20 protein-coding genes are annotated in these 19,635 nt (G+C 41.1%); 9 read left to right on the top strand and 11 right to left on the bottom strand.

Annotated elements, in window-relative coordinates:
* Positions 1–325: 325 nt before the first annotated feature.
* A complete protein-coding gene (locus H6G26_RS06795) occupies positions 326–1,426 on the bottom strand; it encodes a glutamate--cysteine ligase (protein ID WP_190728519.1) in 1,101 nt (366 codons plus the stop codon).
* A 24-nt stretch (positions 1,427–1,450) separates the two neighbouring features.
* Positions 1,451–2,266, bottom strand: coding sequence for a class I SAM-dependent methyltransferase (locus H6G26_RS06790; RefSeq protein WP_190728518.1), 816 nt, complete (start codon positions 2,264–2,266; stop codon positions 1,451–1,453).
* Positions 2,267–2,508: 242 nt separating this feature from the next.
* Between H6G26_RS06790 and H6G26_RS06785 the strand changes: the two genes are divergently transcribed.
* The 5 genes from H6G26_RS06785 (at position 2,509) to H6G26_RS06765 (ending at position 6,225) form a co-directional block, all read left to right on the top strand.
* The gene (locus H6G26_RS06785; protein WP_190728517.1) at positions 2,509–3,189 is read left to right on the top strand and encodes a Mo-dependent nitrogenase C-terminal domain-containing protein; all 681 of its coding nucleotides are present in this window, start codon (positions 2,509–2,511) and stop codon (positions 3,187–3,189) included.
* Between the two features lie 74 nt (positions 3,190–3,263).
* On the top strand, positions 3,264–4,292 hold the full coding sequence (gene obgE / locus H6G26_RS06780; protein WP_190728516.1) for a GTPase ObgE: 1,029 nt from the start codon (positions 3,264–3,266) through the stop codon (positions 4,290–4,292).
* A 237-nt stretch (positions 4,293–4,529) separates the two neighbouring features.
* The gene (locus H6G26_RS06775) at positions 4,530–5,135 is read left to right on the top strand and encodes a VWA domain-containing protein (protein WP_190728515.1); all 606 of its coding nucleotides are present in this window, start codon (positions 4,530–4,532) and stop codon (positions 5,133–5,135) included.
* Positions 5,136–5,191: 56 nt separating this feature from the next.
* Complete coding sequence (locus tag H6G26_RS06770; protein ID WP_190728514.1) at positions 5,192–5,797, top strand: VWA domain-containing protein; 606 nt, start codon at positions 5,192–5,194, stop codon at positions 5,795–5,797.
* Positions 5,798–5,829: 32 nt separating this feature from the next.
* On the top strand, positions 5,830–6,225 hold the full coding sequence (locus tag H6G26_RS06765; RefSeq protein WP_190728513.1) for a hypothetical protein: 396 nt from the start codon (positions 5,830–5,832) through the stop codon (positions 6,223–6,225).
* Between the two features lie 393 nt (positions 6,226–6,618).
* Here H6G26_RS06765 and H6G26_RS06760 read toward each other — a convergent pair whose 3' ends face one another.
* Both H6G26_RS06760 and H6G26_RS06755 read right to left on the bottom strand, forming a co-directional pair.
* Positions 6,619–6,966, bottom strand: coding sequence for a helix-turn-helix domain-containing protein (locus tag H6G26_RS06760; RefSeq protein ID WP_190728512.1), 348 nt, complete (start codon positions 6,964–6,966; stop codon positions 6,619–6,621).
* A 139-nt stretch (positions 6,967–7,105) separates the two neighbouring features.
* Complete coding sequence (locus H6G26_RS06755; protein ID WP_190728511.1) at positions 7,106–7,849, bottom strand: ferritin-like domain-containing protein; 744 nt, start codon at positions 7,847–7,849, stop codon at positions 7,106–7,108.
* A gap of 185 nt (positions 7,850–8,034) precedes the next feature.
* Between H6G26_RS06755 and H6G26_RS06750 the strand changes: the two genes are divergently transcribed.
* Positions 8,035–8,604, top strand: coding sequence for a thermonuclease family protein (locus tag H6G26_RS06750; RefSeq protein ID WP_190728510.1), 570 nt, complete (start codon positions 8,035–8,037; stop codon positions 8,602–8,604).
* Positions 8,605–8,721: 117 nt separating this feature from the next.
* On the opposite strand, the gene H6G26_RS06745 is transcribed toward H6G26_RS06750, so the two are convergent.
* Entirely contained in the window at positions 8,722–9,609 is an 888-nt protein-coding gene (locus H6G26_RS06745; RefSeq protein WP_190728509.1) for a sugar ABC transporter permease, read from the bottom strand.
* Positions 9,610–9,912: 303 nt separating this feature from the next.
* Here H6G26_RS06745 and H6G26_RS06740 point away from each other — a divergent pair, with 303 nt between their 5' ends.
* Both H6G26_RS06740 and H6G26_RS06735 read left to right on the top strand, forming a co-directional pair.
* Positions 9,913–10,290, top strand: a complete 378-nt coding sequence (locus tag H6G26_RS06740; protein ID WP_190728508.1) for a type II toxin-antitoxin system RelE/ParE family toxin — start codon at positions 9,913–9,915, stop codon at positions 10,288–10,290.
* A gap of 3 nt (positions 10,291–10,293) precedes the next feature.
* Positions 10,294–10,623 (top strand): helix-turn-helix transcriptional regulator, encoded by a 330-nt coding sequence (locus tag H6G26_RS06735; protein WP_190728507.1) that lies wholly within the window; start codon positions 10,294–10,296, stop codon positions 10,621–10,623.
* A gap of 197 nt (positions 10,624–10,820) precedes the next feature.
* Here H6G26_RS06735 and H6G26_RS06730 read toward each other — a convergent pair whose 3' ends face one another.
* From H6G26_RS06730 to H6G26_RS06715, 4 genes are all read right to left on the bottom strand, one after another.
* On the bottom strand, positions 10,821–11,030 hold the full coding sequence (locus tag H6G26_RS06730) for a hypothetical protein (RefSeq protein WP_190728506.1): 210 nt from the start codon (positions 11,028–11,030) through the stop codon (positions 10,821–10,823).
* A 94-nt stretch (positions 11,031–11,124) separates the two neighbouring features.
* The gene (locus H6G26_RS06725; RefSeq protein WP_242053615.1) at positions 11,125–11,463 is read right to left on the bottom strand and encodes a PIN domain-containing protein; all 339 of its coding nucleotides are present in this window, start codon (positions 11,461–11,463) and stop codon (positions 11,125–11,127) included.
* A 133-nt stretch (positions 11,464–11,596) separates the two neighbouring features.
* Positions 11,597–13,993 carry an SUMF1/EgtB/PvdO family nonheme iron enzyme gene (locus H6G26_RS42395; protein WP_242053614.1) on the bottom strand — a complete coding sequence of 799 codons (2,397 nt, stop codon included), beginning with the start codon at positions 13,991–13,993 and terminating at the stop codon, positions 11,597–11,599.
* Positions 13,980–14,300, bottom strand: a complete 321-nt coding sequence (locus H6G26_RS06715) for a caspase family protein (RefSeq protein ID WP_190728505.1) — start codon at positions 14,298–14,300, stop codon at positions 13,980–13,982. The genes H6G26_RS42395 and H6G26_RS06715 overlap by 14 nt, the downstream gene beginning before the upstream one ends.
* 292 nt (positions 14,301–14,592) lie before the next feature.
* On the opposite strand from H6G26_RS06715, the gene purN reads away from it, so the two are divergent.
* The gene (gene purN / locus H6G26_RS06710; RefSeq protein WP_190728504.1) at positions 14,593–15,261 is read left to right on the top strand and encodes a phosphoribosylglycinamide formyltransferase; all 669 of its coding nucleotides are present in this window, start codon (positions 14,593–14,595) and stop codon (positions 15,259–15,261) included.
* A gap of 193 nt (positions 15,262–15,454) precedes the next feature.
* On the opposite strand, the gene H6G26_RS06705 is transcribed toward purN, so the two are convergent.
* Positions 15,455–18,037 (bottom strand): GAF domain-containing protein, encoded by a 2,583-nt coding sequence (locus tag H6G26_RS06705; RefSeq protein WP_190728503.1) that lies wholly within the window; start codon positions 18,035–18,037, stop codon positions 15,455–15,457.
* Between the two features lie 854 nt (positions 18,038–18,891).
* Positions 18,892–19,494, bottom strand: coding sequence for a CPBP family intramembrane glutamic endopeptidase (locus H6G26_RS06700; RefSeq protein WP_190728502.1), 603 nt, complete (start codon positions 19,492–19,494; stop codon positions 18,892–18,894).
* Positions 19,495–19,635 lie beyond the last annotated feature (141 nt).

Below are 19,635 nucleotides of genomic sequence, written 5' to 3'. Positions count from 1 at the left end.
TGCTAACGCCTGCATCAATCTATAGAATGAAATTTACTATATCTTTAGTTATAATAAAATCAGTCTCCAGGTATATCGACTTAATAAATATATTTTGGTTTCTGCAACCAACTTGGTAAAAATTGACCTTTTGAGACAAGGATAGTCAATGCCTGTTATAAAATGTGAAGCAATCAGCACAGGCGTAGCCCATCTATGCATCATATTTCGCTTACAAGTGAGGTTTTGTAAAAATTGCCACTGCCCTTGACGCAACTTTTATTAATTGCAGACAACCTGAATAACTTTTCAAACATCCCTTAAGAGTCCCCATTGCCAATTTATTTTAAACTTGATAAGTCTGTCTTATTACTTCTTCTATGGAACTTAGGCGATGGAACATTTCTATTAATTCATGGGATCTTGTTTTTCGCTTCGTCAGCATTACTTTTAAAGGCGTTAAATAATGAACATCTGAGTCGTTTCCTAAAGCAACTTCGGCTGCTTGCAACACTTTTGTCGCATTCCCAAAAATATCCTCATTGTCAAACCCTTCTTTTGCCGAAACTTGGTGTAACATTGCATCGGGTACAGTTGCTCTACCCAGCAAAGTTTCATCTAACACCAAACCTTTCAATAATGTTAACAAAGCCGCATAGATAGAAAAGTCATCACAGCTATCACAAGCCTTAAATTCAATGCGTCCCACTTCCGCCGGAATGCGGGCAATTTTTGTTAAGGAAGGTATGCTATTAATCAGTTGTTCTTGTTTATCAATAAAAACCAGAGTCGCTGGTCTTTTTCCGGTCCTGATAAATGTTCGTACCGATAAACCATCCCATAAACCTCCTTTATAAAAAGGGGAACTATAACTAAAAGGAACAATATAAGGACTGTAATAAGTTAACTTTCTACCAATATCAATCACATCTTCAGTAGATAAATTTGCCACTGAAATATTTAAATCTGGACCATAAGATACCATGTGAATATTAGCAGTTTGTTCGTCAGGATAAGCCTGTAGCTCTTTAATTTCGTAATCGTTTAATGGGGGATGAGGTTCAAAAACCGGATTGTATGGATTAAAGCTGGCTAAAACTGGTGAGAAACCAAAGTTCGCAGCAACCTCACGTAATAAGTCAAAACTTTCTGATAATTCAGTAATAGCGCCTTGAATATTAGAATGTATAGTCGTTCTAATTTCGATACCTTTAGCATGACAGTCTATCACTTTGTGGGAATCTGCAAATCTTTCAAATCCCTCAATGTACCATCTCTTCATCTTAATACCCGCATCCCCGACGCGCAGTTGAGGATAGTCGCTGGGGTATGTAGGTAGCTTTTCAATAATTTGATTGAAATCAGCAAATTTGGTGTGGGAAAAATCAGCAAACTTTCCTTCTTTGTTTAGAAAAGCGACTTCATGCTCAATACCAAATAAAAACATTATGTATACCTTAATTGCTTAGAGCTAACCTAATTTAACTAATGCCAAACGAGACGAATCACACAGGGGAGGAAATAACATAAGTAAACGATTTATTAAAGAAAAACGTCGATGATATTTAGCTGGTAGATTGGCATAATTACAGACTTCCATTACTTCGTAACGCGAATCCCAGTCTTTAATCTTATGAATATTTGAGATACCCCAATCAAATTTTGCCGAAGTGTATTTGAGTGAGTCATGGTGTTTCTGATTCTTCACAATTAGCGGTGACAAGGAATCAAAGGCAAACCATGAACCAGGAAAATATTGCAAAAGATTCGCAAACAATAGTTTCACTTCCTGTTCATTGAAATACTGCAACACGCCTTCGGCGACAAACATAACAGGTTGTTTAGTAGTGGACTTGACATGCTCAATCCAATTCGTATCTAGGACAGAAGCCGTGATTAATTTACGGCGTTCTGTTTCCTCAAAAAACTGTCGTCGTAGAACCATGACATCCGGTAAATCTATGTCAAACCAGCAAACCTTGCCGTTATCTACTCGCTCAAAGCGTGTGTTCAGCCCTGCACCAATCTCGATAACAGAACCTTGCGGATGTTGATTGAGGTAGGTACGTACCCAGTTGTCGAGGATAGTTCCTCGTAAACAACAGCCTATCTGAGAAGATTTAGCAGTAGTAAATTTATCAAATTCGTAGTCGAGCGCTGCAAGAATCTCAGATGATTTAGGATCTACTATAATTGGATCTGCTGCTTGAAGCTCACAAGCTCTAGCCCAGAGGGTAATTAGTAGTGTTTCTTGAATGACACCGAGGTGAACTTTGGTTTTATTCATCAATACCTCCACAACACAGATTAAATCTTCCTTTTCAGTTTAAGTAGAAAAAATTCTCAAGTTCACTCTCAAATGGATTTTACCCTAAGAGCGACTATTGCGATTTGAAAACTTCTCTGGCTTATTTCTTGAGGCGGCTACGTCTACGCGCTTTCTTGATTTTTCTGTGCTGCCCCACTATCTTCATAGTTGCTGGGTAGGGTAGTTTAGTAGTGACTGAGGAAAGCTTGAGACGTGAGTTTATGACAAGTACCGTTCAATCCCCCTACAGCAACGAACAGATTGCCGCTTGGTTGCGTGGACTGCTCACCATTGCTTGGGCAGATGGTAATTTTGATACCCAAGAACAAGAATTAATTGCCAGCATCACCAAAAATGAATTAGCTCCTAAGATTAAATGCGAATCACTGGAGGTAATTACACCAGAAGAATTAGCCGCAGTGTTGGGTAAAGGTACACCACCCGCAGAAAATTTCTTAAGGACAGCAGTGATGGTAGCGATCGCAGATGGTACTTATTCTCCCAGCGAAGATCAGGTTCTGCATCAGTTCTGCCAAGTCTTAGGACAGCCAGAGGATTTACTAGAAGCCCTTCGCCACACCCTAGAACATCCACAGCAAGTTACCACCTCTACTATCTCCAGCCCTGCACTTACAAAACGTCAAATTGATGCACTACACCCCCTACGAGACTGGCTAGATGGGCTAGATATCCAAGACCCAAGAGTAGCCCGCTTTTTGTGTAAAATGATTCCTTCCCAGTGTCCCTTTGAGCGGGATGTCACCCTATTTGGACGCAAAATTGTCCACATACCGCCGATGTGTAAAATTAACCCCTTGTATGAGCAACTAGTGGGCTTACGTTTCCGCGCCCTCTCTTATCTGGCAGATAAATGCGGTGAAGATGTTTCACCATATATTTAGTTAAAGTAAAGAGTGAGGAGTTATAATTTTTAACTCCTAATTCCTAACTCCTCACTCCTCATTATTATCTAAGTATGCAATTTATCGACCAAGCAAAAATTGAAGTTGAAGCTGGTAAGGGCGGCGATGGTATTGTCGCCTTCCGGCGAGAGAAATATGTGCCGACTGGTGGTCCTTCTGGTGGTAATGGGGGAAGAGGCGGTTCGGTATTTTTCGTTGCCGACGAAAACCTACAAACCTTGTTGGACTTCAGATATAACCATCGATTTCAGGCAGAAAAAGGGACTCGTGGCGGGCCAAATAACTGCACTGGAGCAGCAGGAAAGGATTTAATTATCGAAGTTCCCTGTGGTACAACCATTTATGATGCTGAAACTGGCCAAGTGCTAGGGGATTTAATTGAGCCTAAGCAGACTTTGTTGATTGCTCAAGGTGGTAAAGGGGGACTAGGAAATCAGCATTTCTTGAGTAACCGTAACCGCGCTCCAGAATACGCCCTCCCAGGATTGCCAGGGGAAATAAAGCAGCTGCGCCTGGAGTTAAAACTTTTGGCAGAAGTTGGAATTATTGGTTTACCAAATGCTGGTAAATCTACTTTAATTTCATCTTTATCAGCTGCACGTCCCAAAATCGCAGACTACCCTTTCACTACCCTGATCCCAAATTTGGGTGTAGTGCGGAAACCTACTGGTGATGGTACTGTTTTCGCTGACATTCCCGGACTAATTGAGGGCGCGGCTCACGGGGCTGGGCTGGGACACGATTTCTTGCGCCATATCGAGCGTACGCGAGTGCTACTTCACTTGATTGATGCCACTAGTGATGATGTGGTTAGAGATTACAACACAATTAAGGAAGAATTACAAGCTTATGGACGGGGTTTAACAGAACGCCCGCAAATTTTGGCGCTGAACAAAATTGATGCAGTTGATCGGGAAACTGTCGATTTGGAGGCGTTAGCTACCCAACTTAATCATATTTCCTATGCGCCAGTCTTTGTAATTTCAGCAGTTACCCGCACCGGGTTAGAGCCTATGTTACAGGAAATTTGGAGAATTCTCGACCAAATGAAGGTTCCTGAAGAAGTGGAGGTATTTAGCTAACGAAATAATTACGAATTATATTGACCTTTAGTGGTACAGAAGGGGTCAAATAGTTGTTTTTTTGTTCTCTGCGCGAAGAAAGAGGGTAGGCGATGCCTACGGCGTACGCCAACGCATTTATCATCTGTAGCGTAGTTTTTTTGACTAGTAGAATTGATACGAAACCTTAAAAGGCTTGCTGTATCGTCAAATTCGTAGACTAGACTAGAATCACAGGGTAACAATCATAGGAATATTATGATGAGCGATCGCGACTACACATTAATCATTGACAAAAGTGGTAGTATGTCCACACCCGACCAAGTGGGTGGTAGAAGTAGATGGGAAATAGCTCAAGAGTCTACTCTCGCTTTGGCAAGAAAGGCCGAACAGTTTGATCCCGATGGCATCACTGTTTATGTGTTTTCTGGTAGATTTAAACGCTACGATGATGTCACCTCAGCCAAAGTCGCACAGATATTTCTCGAAAATGACCCTGCTGGCACAACAAACTTAGCAAGTGTACTTCAAGATGCGCTTAATAACTACTTTCAACGCAAAGCTGCTGGTAAAACCAAGCCAAACGGAGAGACGATTTTAGTCATCACCGATGGTGAGCCAGACGATCGCAAAGCTGTGTTTGAAGTAATTATTCATGCGACTCGCCAGATGGAACGTGATGAAGAATTAGCAATTTCAATCATTCAAGTAGGTTCAGATGCCCAAGCAACTAAGTTCCTGAAAGCTTTGGATGACCAGTTGCAAAGTGTCGGCGCTAAATTTGATATTTGCGACACAGTTACTTTAGATGACTTAGAAGAAATGAGCCTTGTAGATGTATTAACAAACGCAATAACTGACTAATGCATCTATCAGCCCAAAGTCTAATAAATATTGGCTCTTAAATGGAGAAATGAATAATGCTAGAAAACCGTGACTATACCTTAATTATCGACAAAAGTGGCAGCATGGCAACCCAAGATCAAAAGGGCGGTAGAAGTAGATGGTTTGCAGCACAGGAATCTACTTTAGCTTTAGCTAGTAAGTGCGAGCAATTTGATCCAGATGGCATCACTATTTATTTATTCTCTGGGAAATTTAAGCGATACGAAAATGTGACATCCAGTATAGTAGGACAAATTTTCAGAGAAAATGATCCCTCTGGTACAACTGACTTGGCAGGTGTGTTAAAACACGCAACTGATGATTATCTTCAACGCAAAGCAGCCGGTCAAACCAAGCCAAATGGTGAAACAATTTTAGTGATTACCGATGGTGAACCAGATGATCGCAAAGCAGTCATGAAGGTAATTATTGAAACTTCTCGTCGTATCGATAGAGATGAAGAATTAGCTATTTCTTTCATTCAAGTCGGCACAGATCCACAAGCTACCCGCTTTCTCAAAGTCTTAGACGATGAACTTCAAAGTGCTGGTGCTAAGTTTGATATCTGTGACACCATTACTATGGAAGATATGGAAGATTTGAGTCTATCGGAAGTGCTACTCAATGCCATTAATGACTAGCCATACTATTTCTATTTATAGGAATTGCAAAAATGGATTCCATTGATAAGCTGTTAGCTGAACTCCAAACCGAATACAAAGAAGTAAAACCACAACAGCAACAGTCAAAATCAGCCACACCCAAATCGTTTATTCCATCATCGCCAAAATCGGCATCTTTGATGGATAATCTTTTGGCAGAAATTAAGGCTGATTTTGAAGAAGAGGATGCTGCTATTGAGTTAAAAAGACAGCAAGAATTAGAACAAGAACGAATTCGGCAAGAACAACTCAAAGCCAAACAATTAGAGGTTTTGAAAGTACAGGCAAAAGAATGGTTAGCCAAAGTAGATCCACTTTCATCTGAAGGACTTTGGTTTGAAAGGTTTGCTGAAAGTTACTCTTCAAAATTAGAGGCAGCGATTGAATATTTAAAAAATAATGATTAATAAATAAGGAATAAAATCAAAATAAAAACACATTTTTATTTTGCTATAAAATCTGCACAAGTAATCTTTAAACCAAGTGTATTGATTTGGATGCAAGAAAGACTCATCTTGCTTTACCACCCAAGCATTCTTTTTTATCAGGTGCATCTGAGGCTTAAAATAATGCGCGATCGCTTAATTAACAATCGACAGCAACCAGGCTTAGTTAACAGTAATATGCAAAACTGGGCTAATTCCTATACCAACAAGCACAGTTAAAAAATATTCCGATTATAAATACTTCTGAAAAAACACTTCAAGAAGTTGTAGATATGATCCAAAATCAAGTCTTAACAAGTTTAGTAAAGTCAAGATAATCCTATTGCAAAAGGGAGTAGTAGAATCCAACTATAATTAATGTTGATGGTGATTTGTTATAGCTAAATGTTGAACAGCCCATTCATGCATAGCATAAAGAATTGGTTGTAAAGTTTCTCCTAAAGGTGTCAGAGAATATTCTACCTTGGGCGGAATTTGAGGATAAACTTCTCGATGAATAATGCCATCTTCCTCCATTTCTCTAAGTTGCTGAGTCAGCATCTTTTGCGTAACTCCAGGTAAAGCCCGTTGCAGCTCACCAAAACGTTTAACGCCAGTCATTAATTCCCTAATAATCAAAACTTTCCAGCGTCCGCCAATCACCTTTAGGGTAGTTTCTACTTCACAAGTCAGCCTGAGATTATTTTCTGCTTCAGCTTTCATAGTTAGTTTTTAACATTAGATACTCAAGGATATCTATAATTCAATACACTTGGGATAGTGATATTTTGCCTTGGAAGATCCCCCCAAGCCCCCTTTTTAAGGGGGGCTTAATCTTTCCTTTTTCAGGCTTGCTCTATAATTACGTAGCTACCAACTCAGAATCGATTTCTGAGGGCGCACTATCTTGGACTAGCGATCGCGTTTCACCATTACGCTGGAGAATACCACCAACCATTGCCAACAGGGCGTTTACCTTGCGGGTTCGCCACATATCTACGAGTTGTTGCACTTTAGCAGCAGACATCCGTCGCATCATTGCTTCGTAGAGATAAGCGGCGTGTCCAGTTTCATCTTGAGCAATACAAAGCATTCCTAACTTCAAGTTACGAGAGGTTGGCTCGTTATCAGGTAATACTTTCGCCATTCGGGCAAAGTCTTTACTAGCATCTAACTCAAGAATATATGTGCTAGCCATAAACACATCCCAGTCAATGACAGTCGGTTTTAGCTGTTCTTGAGTGTAGCCTTCAAAGAATGCTGCGAAAAAGGGACTACGCTGTTGTGATTTTTTTGTAGATGTAGTTTGGGGTTGAGCCTTAAAATCTATAACTTGTTTATTCAACTGTTGTAAGGCGTGGGCAAAAATTTTACCATGCCTAGTTTCATCTGATGCATGTTTTGCTAGTTTTTCGGCTAGCCATGTATCGCCTTCGGCAGCAGCGCGATCGCTAAGTGCAGATAAAAACGGCACAGAACCAGATTCGGCCAACTGAAACCCCGCAAGGATGTTAGGGCGGGTTTTAGAATCACGAATTTGAGCAGCAGAGTAATAGGCAAAAGCACCTGAACCAGCTAAATGCAGAACGTGAGTCAAGAAGTTCATCAGAAATTCCCGCCGACAATTGGAAGGTTACAATTCTTATACTAATCCGCATTTTCTATAGTGTGCCGCCAGAGGCTCTTATCATTTGGAATTGCCTGTGGCAGTATGTCGCAGCTTAACAAATATATCTTTGCGTTTTGCTAGTATCATCCCACACAGGTAATGAGGTAATCAGGTAACTTTGGATGGAGAGATTAATTAAACCAGTGCGATTTTGGCTTTGTGCAACTATCCTAATTTTAGGTTTGATTGGCTGCGATCGCTTTATTGGTAATTTTGGAGAACCAGTTGAGCGAGTCAGTGATGGCGATACTTTAGTAGTGAAAGATACCACTGGCAAAAATATTACCGTGCGTTTTGCTTGTCTAGATGCGCCAGAAATAGCTCATACTAACAAAGAAAAGCAGAGTAAACGCAGTAGCGATCGCAATCAATTTAATTGGGGTGTCAAAGCCCAAGAACGCGTACAACAACTTGTGCAACAAGGAGGCGATCGCGTGACTTTGAATATCACAGATAGCGATCGCTATGGACGCAAAATTGCTGAAGTTCGTTTAAAAAATGGCACATTTGTACAACAGGTATTGCTGCAAGAAGGTTTAGCAAAAGTCTATCGTCCTTATTTAAACAAGTGTCCTAGCAAAGACTTAGTTCAACAAGCCGAAGCTAAAGCCAAAGAACAACGGCTCGGCGTTTGGAGTGATACTAAATTTGTGAATCCTTGGGAATATCGCAGCCTATATAAAAAAAAGTAAAAACTCTAGCTGTTTCTAACTGAATGCACTAAATTTTTTAACATTGCATATTTACACGGTAATTCAGCAACTTCCAAAATTCTCCCCCTGCCCCCTGCTTCCCCTGCCCCCTCCCCTCTACTCCTCTCCCCAGGTTTGTAGTTGCAAATAAACCAGTACCAGCGTCACTGCTAATAACACCGTCGCGGCGGCTGCTGCATAACCAAAATCAAATTGCCCAAAAGCCTCTTGATAAATGTAGTAAACCAGCAAATTAGTCGAATTCAGTGGCCCACCGCCAGTCATCACAAAAACTTGCTCAAAACTCCGCAATGTAAAAATCGCGGTAGTGATGATTGCAAATATCATAGTAGGGCGCAATCCGGGCAGAGTAATATACCAAAATTGTTGCCAAGCATTTGCTCCATCTAAATCTGCTGCTTCATAACGGCTGGGAGGAATTGCTTGCAATCCTGCTAAAAAAACCACCATATTGAAACCTAATTGTTTCCAAATACTCATTAAAATAAGTACTGGCATTGCCCAAAATGTGTTTCCTAGCCAGGGTATGTCTGGAATGCTAAAAAAAGCTAAAAGTCCGTTAACTGGACCTGATGTTTGAAACAGCCAGCGAAATCCCAAACCGGCTGCCACAAGTGAGATAATTGAAGGCAGAAAATAAGCACTTCGCAGCATTCCCCGCAAGGGAATAGAGCGGTTTAATAGCACTGCTAGTCCCAAGGAAATAACTAAACTGGGAATGATGGTGGCAACCGTAAAATAAAAGGTGTTACCCAGAACTTGCCAAAAATCATGGTTGGCTAACAAGCGCCAATAGTTTTTTAAACCTATCCAATAAGTACCTTTTAAAGTGAAGCTACCAGCAGTGAAACTGAGGTAAAACAAATAGGCGATCGGCCAAATGATAAAAACGCTTAGTAAAATTAGTGCTGGTGTGAGAAAAACCCAGGCAGCTACTGTATCATTATCCAACCAGGACTTAGTATTAGTATATTTTTTTTGCATCTATAAATTAACCCTCTTAGCTGTTATGACCCTACGCCCTGATTCTACCCTTAGCTTGGTTTCTCCCAGCATTAGCGATCGCTTGCGTAAGCTCTTGGTTCATAATTATCTCTACTTGGAGTCTTTAAACTAAGTTTTGCATTAAAACCCAGAAGGTGCGTAGTTTACAGCACTTCGGCAAGGCTCAGTGACCGCCGTAGGCATCGCTTATACTTTAAGTAACCTAGTTGGTGATGGACTTATTTTGATACCACTATCTTACTTGTTGGCTTAATATGCTATTATTAGCATAATTAGCATTACATGAGTAAAAAACAAGAAAAACCCCTCAAATGGATTGCAAGCGCTCTTGATGATTTAAAAGATTTCCCTGAAGATGTGCAAGATGTAATGGGTTATGCTCTGGATTTAGCACAACATGGTGAAAAGCATCCTGACGCAAAACCTTTGCATGGATTTACAGGCACTGGGGTTTTAGAAATTGTAGATGATTTTGAAGGAGATACATACAGGGCAATTTACACTGTTAAATTTGCAGGATTTGTTTACCTATTACATTCATTTGAAAAGAAATCAAAACACGGTATTGCTACACCAAAACAAGATATAGATTTAGTTAAGAAGAGACTCAAGGTTGCTCAGGAAGATTATTTACAAGAAATAGCAAAAACAATGGAGTAAAAAATGAGCAACGAAAATGATGTTTATATTAGTAACGGAAATGTCTTTGCTGATCTAGGATTGTCTAATCCTGAAGAGCGCTTAATTAAAGCAGAACTTGCACGCAAAATTAGTGAAATTATTGCTAATCGCCAATTAAATCAAGCCCAAACAGCCGAAGTTCTTGGAATAGATCAACCAAAAATATCTGCTTTAACTAGAGGCAAACTAAAAGATTTTTCAATAGATAGATTGATCAGATTTATAAACATTTTAGGTAATGATGTAGAAATTACAATTAAGCCTAAGCCAGAAAGTCGTTCAATTGCTTGCACGACTGTAGTTTGTGAATAATTATTAACCTAAAAGGCATACAGATCGTGATGATTTAACGCGCATTATTTCTGCAAGAAAGGCAACCAAATATGAGCAACGAATCTATTTCGAGACATCGCTTTAGTAAGCTCTTGGTTCATAATTATCTCTAGTTGGCTTAATTCTGAACGTAGGTGAAGCGTCTCTGGCTTTGCTTCTGAATTCTTCTTCAAGTTTCACTCTATGTCTTGATAGGCTTGAATTTTTTCATATAAACTATCAACATTCTCTTGAGCAAACAGTTTGTCTTTTAGTTGTAAATAATCACCTTCGCCTAATTTACAAGCTGCCCAAAATTTCATTACCTTGGATGGCTCTAAATGTGTAAAGAGTATCTGCATTACTTCTTGTAAATTCTGCTGTTCATTAATAACTTTAATTGTCATCTTCTATCTCCAAAATAAAATCAGTCGGGTTGATTGCTTTGAGTGTTAAACGTTGACAGCGATTGATTAATCTCTTATCACAAGTGATAAGAGATTAATCACTTTTAGAAGCTTCGGCACAAGCAACGTGGAGAGCATCAATGGCTTTAATCCCTTGTTGTTCTAGTTGTTTTGCTCTCACTCTAATGGTTTCATCTAGCAATACTCTCAATGTAGCTATTTGTAAGTATTGCTCCATTGACTGTTGGTTTACAAGAAAAAGGTTACGACTATTTTCATATTCTAGAACTGAAGAACTAACTAATTCTATTAATTTTGCTTCGACCATTTGTAAAATTAAGATGACAGCTTGTGTTTCTAGAAATACTTTTGGCTGTGTTTGGTCATCAAAGGGGCGATTATAAATGCTTGTGTCTAAATAAACTCTGGTCATGTCACTTTTTGACTTCTGAATTCTTTTTCAACAACTGTGTTTTTCAAAAAAAAATTAGATCGTTCCGCTTCGCTACACTCAAAAAGGGTAAAGAAAAGAAGGGCAGAGCGCAAAAGAGCTAAAGTATAAAGGGCTAAAGAGTCCTCCCAACCGCGCAGACAACACGAAAACCAATAAGGATGATGTGGTCGCCGCGCTCCGCCCTATCGTCGTTGTAGCGGGACGCGGAACGGCAGAGTATAGGATTGCTGAACCAGGAACCGCCCCGCAGTACTTGATATTGACTAGCATTATCTATCCATGCACTTCCATCACTAGGCGCTCCTTTATAGCTGTCATGCCAACTATCTTGACACCACTCCCAGACATTCCCGTGCATGTCGTATAATCCAAAGGCGTTGGGTGGAAAAGTTCCTACTTCTGTGGTTTCTCGGCGAGATTTGCCCTTTGGCGCAGAAGCATAGGTGTAATCCCCATTGTAGTTAGCTAACTCAGTTGTAATCGTCTCGCCGAAGTGAAATGGTGTCGTTGTTCCTGCACGACAGGCGTATTCCCACTCTGCTTCACTAGGTAGGCGATATTTACGCCCAGCCTTTTGACTCAGCTTTTTGCAAAACTCTACTGCATCATTCCAGGACACTTTCTCTACAGGACGTTTTGCGCCCTTGAAGTAGGACGGATTGCTACCCATTATTTGCTGGTACTGTTCCTGAGTCACTTCAAACTTGCCCATCAAAAAAGCTGGCACATTTACAGCGTGCTGTGGGTCTTCATCTTTGGTTCGACCATTTTCACTGGGTGGCGAACCCATCTTAAATGAACCAGCAGGAATCTCAACCATATCTAAAGTTATGCCATTACCTAAGTCCCCCTTAAAGAACTTAGCTTGCTTGTTAGGATATCGTTTAATTACCTGTCCTTTTTCATCTACCCTTACCGTTTCAAACTTAACGGGAATATATTTAGGTTCAGCGACAGAGATAGTTGTCACTCTTATTTGCTTAATAATTGTACCTACTACCCCTGGTATTACCAAACCTACACCTCCCCAGCCAGCCCACTTCAAAAACTTTTGTCGGGTTATTCGCTCTTGAGTCGGTTGAGTAGATTGAACAGAACTTGGCTGCTGAATCGGAGGTTTAATCAATTCTTGGCTTGCTACAACTCTGGTTTTAATCGCAGTGATGTCCGTTTGTTTAAGTCCTAGAGTCTGTTGAAATTGCCTTAACCTCTGCCGAACATCATCACTCTCAAGGGAATTTCCTGCTTTAATTGTTTTAATTAATTCCTGCTCATACTGCTGTAATTTTTGGCGATATTCTACTTCCTCTCGCTGCCGTTGTTTTTCTGCCTCCTGCTGCTTCAGCCGTACTATTTCCTCTTGTCGTTGTTTTTCTGCCTCTTGTTGCTGTCTGATTCTCTCTTGCTGTTTCTGGGATTCTGTTTCTGAAGATGATTGAATAATAATTGCTTCAAGTGAAGCTATTTCCGCATCATTGAGTTCTAAAATTTGTTGGAAGCGCTTAAGTTCTTCACGAGTAGCATCGCTAAGAGGATATTCAAACTGCATCGACTCTCTAAACACCTCTTCATACTGCTGAAGCTTTTGCCGATGTTCCTCGATCGCAGCCACAATTCGATTTTCAATTGCAGTCACATTCCGAGCAGTCAGATTCAACGCTTGATGACGTTGCGTTAGTTGAGAGCGTTTGATAGCACTGAGCGGATATTCTTGCTGAATAGCTTTTGTAAACTCCTGCTCATATTGCCGCAGGTTTGCTTGATGCGTTTCAATCTCCGCATTAATCCGCTTCTCGATCGCACTCACATCTCCTTCACTCAATTCCAACGTCTGCCACGTTTGCTGCAACTGTTTCCGCGTCACCTCATCTGGATAATGCTGGCGCTGCGTCGCCTTCACAAACGCCTGCTCGTACTGCTGGAGCTTTTGATGATAGCTTTCAATCTGTGTTGTGATTTGCGCTTCAATTGGTGCAACATCTACATCCGCTAGTCCCAAGCGCTGCTGCTGTTGGCGTAAATTATTCCGGGTTGCCTCGCTGAGAGGATATTCTTGCTGCGTGGCAGTAAAAAACAGCCGTTTGTAGTCTTGGAGTTTTTGGTGATATGCCTCTACCTCAGCCGTAATCTGACATTCTATCGCCGCAATATCTCCATTCGCAAGCTTTAATTGCTGCTGGGTTTGCCGTAAGCGATCGCGGCTTGCCGTACTCAAGGGAAACTCCTGTCGCAGTGCCGTTGTAAACGCCTGCTGATATGTTTGCAGGTTTTGTTGATGTGTCTTAAACCGTGCAGCCACCTGTGCCTCAATCGGCATCGTGTCCTCATTCCGCAGCCCCAAAATTTGCTGGAGATTTTGCAGATCGTGGCGATCGCGATCGGTAATCGTCTCGTCTCGCTCCAGTAGTTCAGTAAACACGTGCTGATACTGCTGGAGTTTTTCGCGGAACTCATTGCGGTACGGTTCTAACACCTCATCTTCGATCGCCTTCGCCTCAGTTGTTTCCAATCGGCGTCTTACTGGTGTTGCGAGTCGCGAGATACAGCCTACCGCGATCGTCTTTGATGCCGTGTCCCGAAAAATACAGCAACAGCAAATCATCTTTGTGCCGCCCAGAGAATAGCGTTTCGATCGCCATTTCTACAACTTGTCGTTCAGGATTTTTTAGCAGGGTAATATCTGACGCGGCAAACCCGCCCATCTCGCTATGCAGCAGTACACCATACACTGCTTCCACATCTCTAACTGCACTGGGCAACGGGTTTAGCCCTGGCTCATACTCACTGACCCCAATCAGCAACGCTACCTTCGCCATTTAATTTACCTATGCTGCGATCAAATCCTATGCGGCTTTAATCTCTGTATTGTTTCCTTTATACCAAGTTTTAGAATATTATCTCTATCAATCGGACTAGATTATAAGCAAAATTTAATCAAGCGTTGGCGTAGCCCGTCGTAGACATCGCAATATGGAAGAAGACATTGCTAAATCAAATGATGAAAATTTACCTATTTACGTGAGAAACATCCAGGCAGCTACTGTATCGTTATCCAACCACGATTTACTATATATTTTTGGCATCTATAATTTTTCCTCTTAGCTGTTTATGACCCTTTGCCCTGATTCTACCCCTAGCTTGGTTTCTCCCAGTATTAGCGATTGTCAACTAGTCGCCCCTTTAAAACTGGGAATTATGGCTTCTGGGAATGGCAGCAATTTTGATGTAGTTGCTCAAGCTATCCAAGATGGGCAGCTAAATGCCCAAATTCAAGTTTTAATTTACAATAACCCCTCGGCTAAAGCAGCCGTCAGAGCAGCCAATAGAGGTGTAGAAGCTGTTTTAGTGAATCACCGCAACTATAAAAGTCGAGAAGAGTTTGATGAGGAAATTGTGCAGACATTGCAGCACTACGATGTGGAATGGGTAATTTTGGCAGGTTGGATGCGATTGTTAACATCAGTTTTCATGGATGCCTTTCCTGATAAAATTATTAATATCCATCCTAGTTTGTTACCTAGTTTCAAGGGAATCCATGCTGTTGAACAAGCCTTAGCATCTGGGGTAAAAATCACTGGTTGTACAGCGCATATAGCTTGTTTAGAAATGGACAGTGGCCCAATATTGATGCAAGCCGCAGTACCAGTATTGCCGGATGATACAGCAGAAACGCTCCACGCCAGGATTCAAATACAGGAACATCGAATTTTACCATTAGCGATCGCTCTAGCAGCTTCTTCGTCAAAAACTACACTAAGCTCAATGCACTTGGGTTAAAAGAGGACAAGGAGCAGGGGGCAGGGAGAAAGAGGACAAGGGGCAGGGAGCAGGGAGAAAAGGGGAAAAAGAATCTGCATCAAGCCTTTCACTTACCCTTACACACTGCTATATGCTATATGCTACCTGCTCCCCTTGCTCCCTGCTCCCTGCCCCCTTGCTTCTTCCTGCTCCCTTGCTTCTTCCACAAGGGCTATACACTAGAGTTCGCTTCAGTAGCTTGATACGCTTGTAGCAGCCTTGCATGATCGAGAGTAAATCCTACTTGCATCGCTATCTGGGTAAATAAATCAATCTCAGGCTGTTGCCAATCACGGGGGCCAGAACACTGATGTGCAATTAACAAGCCAAATAGCTGCTCATCTTTAATAATGGGTGCTACTAAATTTGCTTTTACACCAAAGGATTCGAGCAGGTTAATGTGACAATCAGCTAAACCGGCCTCGTAAATGTTGTTTGTTGCCAGAACACGACCAGACTGGTACTTTTCTATATAGTTTTCAGTGAAACAAGGATCGTAAATTTTAGACCGCAAAACTTTGGGATAACCTGGAACTACTGATTCAGCAATTATAATTCCGAACCAATTAGCGTAAAAGCTATAAACCAATACTCGGTCAACACTCAGTCCTTTGCGAACCTCTTCCACAGTGGTTTTGATAACATCCTCTTCGTTAAGCGATTGGCGAATGCTGCGGGTAATATCCACCAGTAACTGACTTCGCCTACTTTCAGCTTCGATTCGTTGCAAAAGTCTTGCATGGTCGAGAGCAAATCCCACTTGCATCGCTATTTGGCCAAATAAATCAATCTCAGATTGTTGCCAATCACGAGGTTTGGAACACTGATGTGCAATTAATAAGCCAAATAGCTGTTCATCCTTAAGAATGGGGGCTACTAAATTTGCTTTGACAGCAAAGGATTCGAGTAAACTAATCTGATAATCAGTCAAACCTGCTTCATAAATGTTGTTTATTGCTAGAACACGACCAGACTGATAATCTTCTACATAGCCTTGACCAAAATATAGGTCTTGGATTTCAGATCGCAAAACTTTTGGGTAAGTGAGAACAACTGATTCGGCAATCACAGTTCCAGAGTAATTAGCATTGAAGCTATAAACCATCACTCGGTCAGTACTCAGTACTTTACGAACCTCTTCTACAGTGGTTTTCAGGACATCCTCTTCGTTGAGCGATTGGCGAATGCTACCGATAGTATCCGCCAGCAATTGACTTTGCACATTCTCAGCCTCGATTCGTTGCACGAGTCTGGCATGGTCGAGAGCAAATCCCACTTCCATCGCTATTTGGGCACATAAATCAATCTCAGACTGTTGCCAATCACGGGGTCTGGAGCATTGATGTGCAACTAATAAACCAAACAGTTGTTCATCTTTGAGAATGGGTGCGACCAAATTTGCTTTCACAGCAAAGGATTGGAGCAGGTTAATATGACAATCACGCAAACCTGCTTCATAAATGTTATTCGTGGCTTGAACACGACCAGACTGATACTTTTCTACATAGTCCTGAGCGAAACATGGGTCTTGAATTTCAGACCGCAAAACTTTGGGATAACCTGGAACCACTGATTCAGCAATCACAGTTCCAGACCAATCAGCGTTAAAGCTATAAACCAACACGCGGTCAGTACTCAGTGCTTTACGAACCTCTTCCACGGTGGTTTTGATGACATCCTCTTCGTTGAGCGATTGCCGAATGCTGCGGGTAATTTCAATAAATACCTCAGCTTTATCTGCCTTCGTATCAACCTGTTCTAGAAGCTTAGTATAATCAAGAGCAAATCCTACTTGTACGGCTATCTGAGCGAACAAATCAATCTCAGACTGCTGCCAAAAGCGAATTCTAGAACACTGATGTGCAATCAATAAACCGAATAACTGTTTGCCTTTGAGAATAGGTGCTACTAAATTAGATTTGACAGCAAACTGCTCCAGTAAGTCAATATCAGCATCACTAAGATCGGCTTGATAGATATTATCAATAGCACGAATGCAACCATTTTGGTATTTTTCTATATACCCAGCTTCAAAATCAGGGTCGGAGACTGTAATTCCTAATGTTTTAGGTAAACCAGGCGCTACTGATTCGGCGATAAAGGTTCCATTACAGTTAGAGTTAAAACAAAAGATGGTTATGCGATCAATGTTTAAAGCTTTACGAATTTCTTCTGAGGTAGTTTTGAGAACGTCTTCTTCATTGAATGATTCTCGAACCCACCGGGTAATTTTCATCAATAGTTGAGAGTAATCAGCTTCGGCTTCTTTTTCCTTTATCAAAACTGAAAGCAGCTCTGTAAATAAGTTTATGTTTCTCTCTAACATCACTAATTCATCTTCGTTAGCGATGAAATATTGAGTAAACTCACTGTCTGGACGTAGCTTGTTTTTGATAAGATTAGAAGTTGCAGCAGCTTTGCTGACTCGACTCATAGCTCGATTAGTCACAAAAACAGCGATCGCAGCTGCCAAAATCGCTGTTACTCCCATACCACCTAACAACAGTGACAATTGTCTCTGTAGACCAAGTTCAGTTTCTATTGAACTTTCCGCACTCTCAAGCCTTACTTGCGGAATTTGTTTGGTAATTAAATTAATGCCGTAGTAATAAGTAGCTGTTCCAATTGCAACCACAGGCAGGATACTGATACTTAGTGCCCAAACAACTGCTTTAGTCTTTAAATTCCATTTTTGTTGCCACAGCCTTTGTTGACGATTTCGTCTTGCTTGGTTTTGAGAAAAAGACTGATTCATAAATGAAACCTGAATTGCTGCAATTGAGAATCAAGTAAATAGCCTCACCACCAAGATTCTACACAAAACTTATTAAACAAGGACTGGCTTTTGGGAGTATTTTGAGGCACTAACCTTTTACACCATGTCCCACAACGCTTTTGTTGCCTTTTAAGCCTCTTGACAAAAGAGAAGCTTATTACTCACTTTTTTCCGTTCACGTAGCAGCAGTAAGTGCGAGAATAGACCCAAAATCAATTCTGCAAGAGGTCTAATGAGTTGGGCTTTATACAATTTCGGTTTAGTAATTAAACAAATACATTGGTAGGGGTGTACCATTGTCCATTGGTGTCAACTTAATGTAAAACCAGTCTCGAATATGCTTTTAGAGATTATCTCATTTACAGCCAGAGGCTGTAAACGAGGTTTAAAGGATGTTTCTGCTTAAGTTGACACCACTGGGCATTGCCATGCCCCTACGAAAAATCTATATGTATTAGAATTTTCGTGAATTGGTATTAGATGAATATTATTGTAGCTTACTTGACTAAAAATCTCTGTAGCTGCAATTACATAACACACTTTATAAGTGTTGCACGAAAAGCATTTAGCCAGAGCGCTCAAACCATGTAATTTACTCTATGGTTGATAGTGATAATGTGCGATGCCTGTGGTAATCACTAACTTGTACTGAGCTTGTCAAGTCGCTTCTCTACGAGACGCTGCGCGAACGCTCCAATTAAAAATTAAAAATTAAAGACAATTAGTGTTAGCTCTGAACTCACCATTAATTGTTCGCGTAGCGTCTGTCTGCGACACACTGTTCCCGTTCGTAGAGAAGTGCGGGCTAGGCCTACGCACTAATTCCTACAAGCTCAAAATTTATTTTTTAATTGTCGTAATTGCGACATTTTCCATAAATAGCTAGAAATCCAATTGGTAATAATGTGAGCGACAATTGGCACTAATAAGTTGCCAGTGAGTAGGGCACTATATGCGAATATCATCCCGACAATTGTTGCCCAAATCACATAAGGCCATTGTTGAGAACCGCTAAAATGCAAAATGCCAAAGCAAAGACTTGATACAATGACAGCCAAATGATCTAAGCCTAAAGCTGGTAGCATTACGCCCCGAAATAACAATTCTTCACTCAATCCTGGTAGTAACCCTAGCCAAATTAAGTCTGGTAAGGCTAAGGGCTTCAGTACCATTTCTAAATAATAATCTGCACTTTTACGGTAGGGAATCCAAACGCGATAAGTTACGCCACTTAAGGCGGTAATGGCGAATCCTAACCCTACACCCAACAGCAACTCTCTTTGGTTCAACTTCCAAGAAAGGAGGGAAAAGTTGCCTAAGTATAACGAAAGTTTGGCGACTATCAACAAAATGATTGCAGTCGCTCCCATCGCCCCAAGTATTTGGATGCGCGTCAAGTATGGAATTTGTGGCTCTTTCTTTTGTTGTTCAATCACGGATTTTTAAGGCGAAGGGGGCAAGGGAAGCAGGGGGAGCAGGGGGGAGTAATATCATGTCCGCTTGATTCCTTAAACCCGAAGAACCCCATCCTGCCAAAGCTATGCTTTGTCTCTCCTCCTCGCTTGCGAGGAGGGGTT

Origin of the sequence: Nostoc sp. FACHB-888 (assembly GCF_014696655.1) — a bacterium.
GTDB lineage: Bacteria > Cyanobacteriota > Cyanobacteriia > Cyanobacteriales > Nostocaceae > Nostoc.
Note: the sequence above shows the minus strand (reverse complement) of the source record. Positions and strands in the feature narration are given on the sequence as shown.

Bases quoted from the DNA above. Each gene is read 5' to 3' on its own strand.
- H6G26_RS06795 (WP_190728519.1), bottom strand. From the start codon at position 1,426: ATGTTTTTATTTGGTATTGAGCATGAAGTCGCTTTTCTAAACAAAGAA.
- H6G26_RS06790 (WP_190728518.1), bottom strand. From the start codon at position 2,266: ATGAATAAAACCAAAGTTCACCTCGGTGTCATTCAAGAAACACTACTA.
- H6G26_RS06785 (WP_190728517.1), top strand. From the start codon at position 2,509: ATGACAAGTACCGTTCAATCCCCCTACAGCAACGAACAGATTGCCGCT.
- obgE (WP_190728516.1), top strand. From the start codon at position 3,264: ATGCAATTTATCGACCAAGCAAAAATTGAAGTTGAAGCTGGTAAGGGC.
- H6G26_RS06775 (WP_190728515.1), top strand. From the start codon at position 4,530: ATGATGAGCGATCGCGACTACACATTAATCATTGACAAAAGTGGTAGT.
- H6G26_RS06770 (WP_190728514.1), top strand. From the start codon at position 5,192: ATGCTAGAAAACCGTGACTATACCTTAATTATCGACAAAAGTGGCAGC.
- H6G26_RS06765 (WP_190728513.1), top strand. From the start codon at position 5,830: ATGGATTCCATTGATAAGCTGTTAGCTGAACTCCAAACCGAATACAAA.
- H6G26_RS06760 (WP_190728512.1), bottom strand. From the start codon at position 6,966: ATGAAAGCTGAAGCAGAAAATAATCTCAGGCTGACTTGTGAAGTAGAA.
- H6G26_RS06755 (WP_190728511.1), bottom strand. From the start codon at position 7,849: ATGAACTTCTTGACTCACGTTCTGCATTTAGCTGGTTCAGGTGCTTTT.
- H6G26_RS06750 (WP_190728510.1), top strand. From the start codon at position 8,035: ATGGAGAGATTAATTAAACCAGTGCGATTTTGGCTTTGTGCAACTATC.
- H6G26_RS06745 (WP_190728509.1), bottom strand. From the start codon at position 9,609: ATGCAAAAAAAATATACTAATACTAAGTCCTGGTTGGATAATGATACA.
- H6G26_RS06740 (WP_190728508.1), top strand. From the start codon at position 9,913: ATGAGTAAAAAACAAGAAAAACCCCTCAAATGGATTGCAAGCGCTCTT.
- H6G26_RS06735 (WP_190728507.1), top strand. From the start codon at position 10,294: ATGAGCAACGAAAATGATGTTTATATTAGTAACGGAAATGTCTTTGCT.
- H6G26_RS06730 (WP_190728506.1), bottom strand. From the start codon at position 11,030: ATGACAATTAAAGTTATTAATGAACAGCAGAATTTACAAGAAGTAATG.
- H6G26_RS06725 (WP_242053615.1), bottom strand. From the start codon at position 11,463: ATGACCAGAGTTTATTTAGACACAAGCATTTATAATCGCCCCTTTGAT.
- H6G26_RS06715 (WP_190728505.1), bottom strand. From the start codon at position 14,300: ATGGCGAAGGTAGCGTTGCTGATTGGGGTCAGTGAGTATGAGCCAGGG.
- purN (WP_190728504.1), top strand. From the start codon at position 14,593: ATGACCCTTTGCCCTGATTCTACCCCTAGCTTGGTTTCTCCCAGTATT.
- H6G26_RS06705 (WP_190728503.1), bottom strand. From the start codon at position 18,037: ATGAATCAGTCTTTTTCTCAAAACCAAGCAAGACGAAATCGTCAACAA.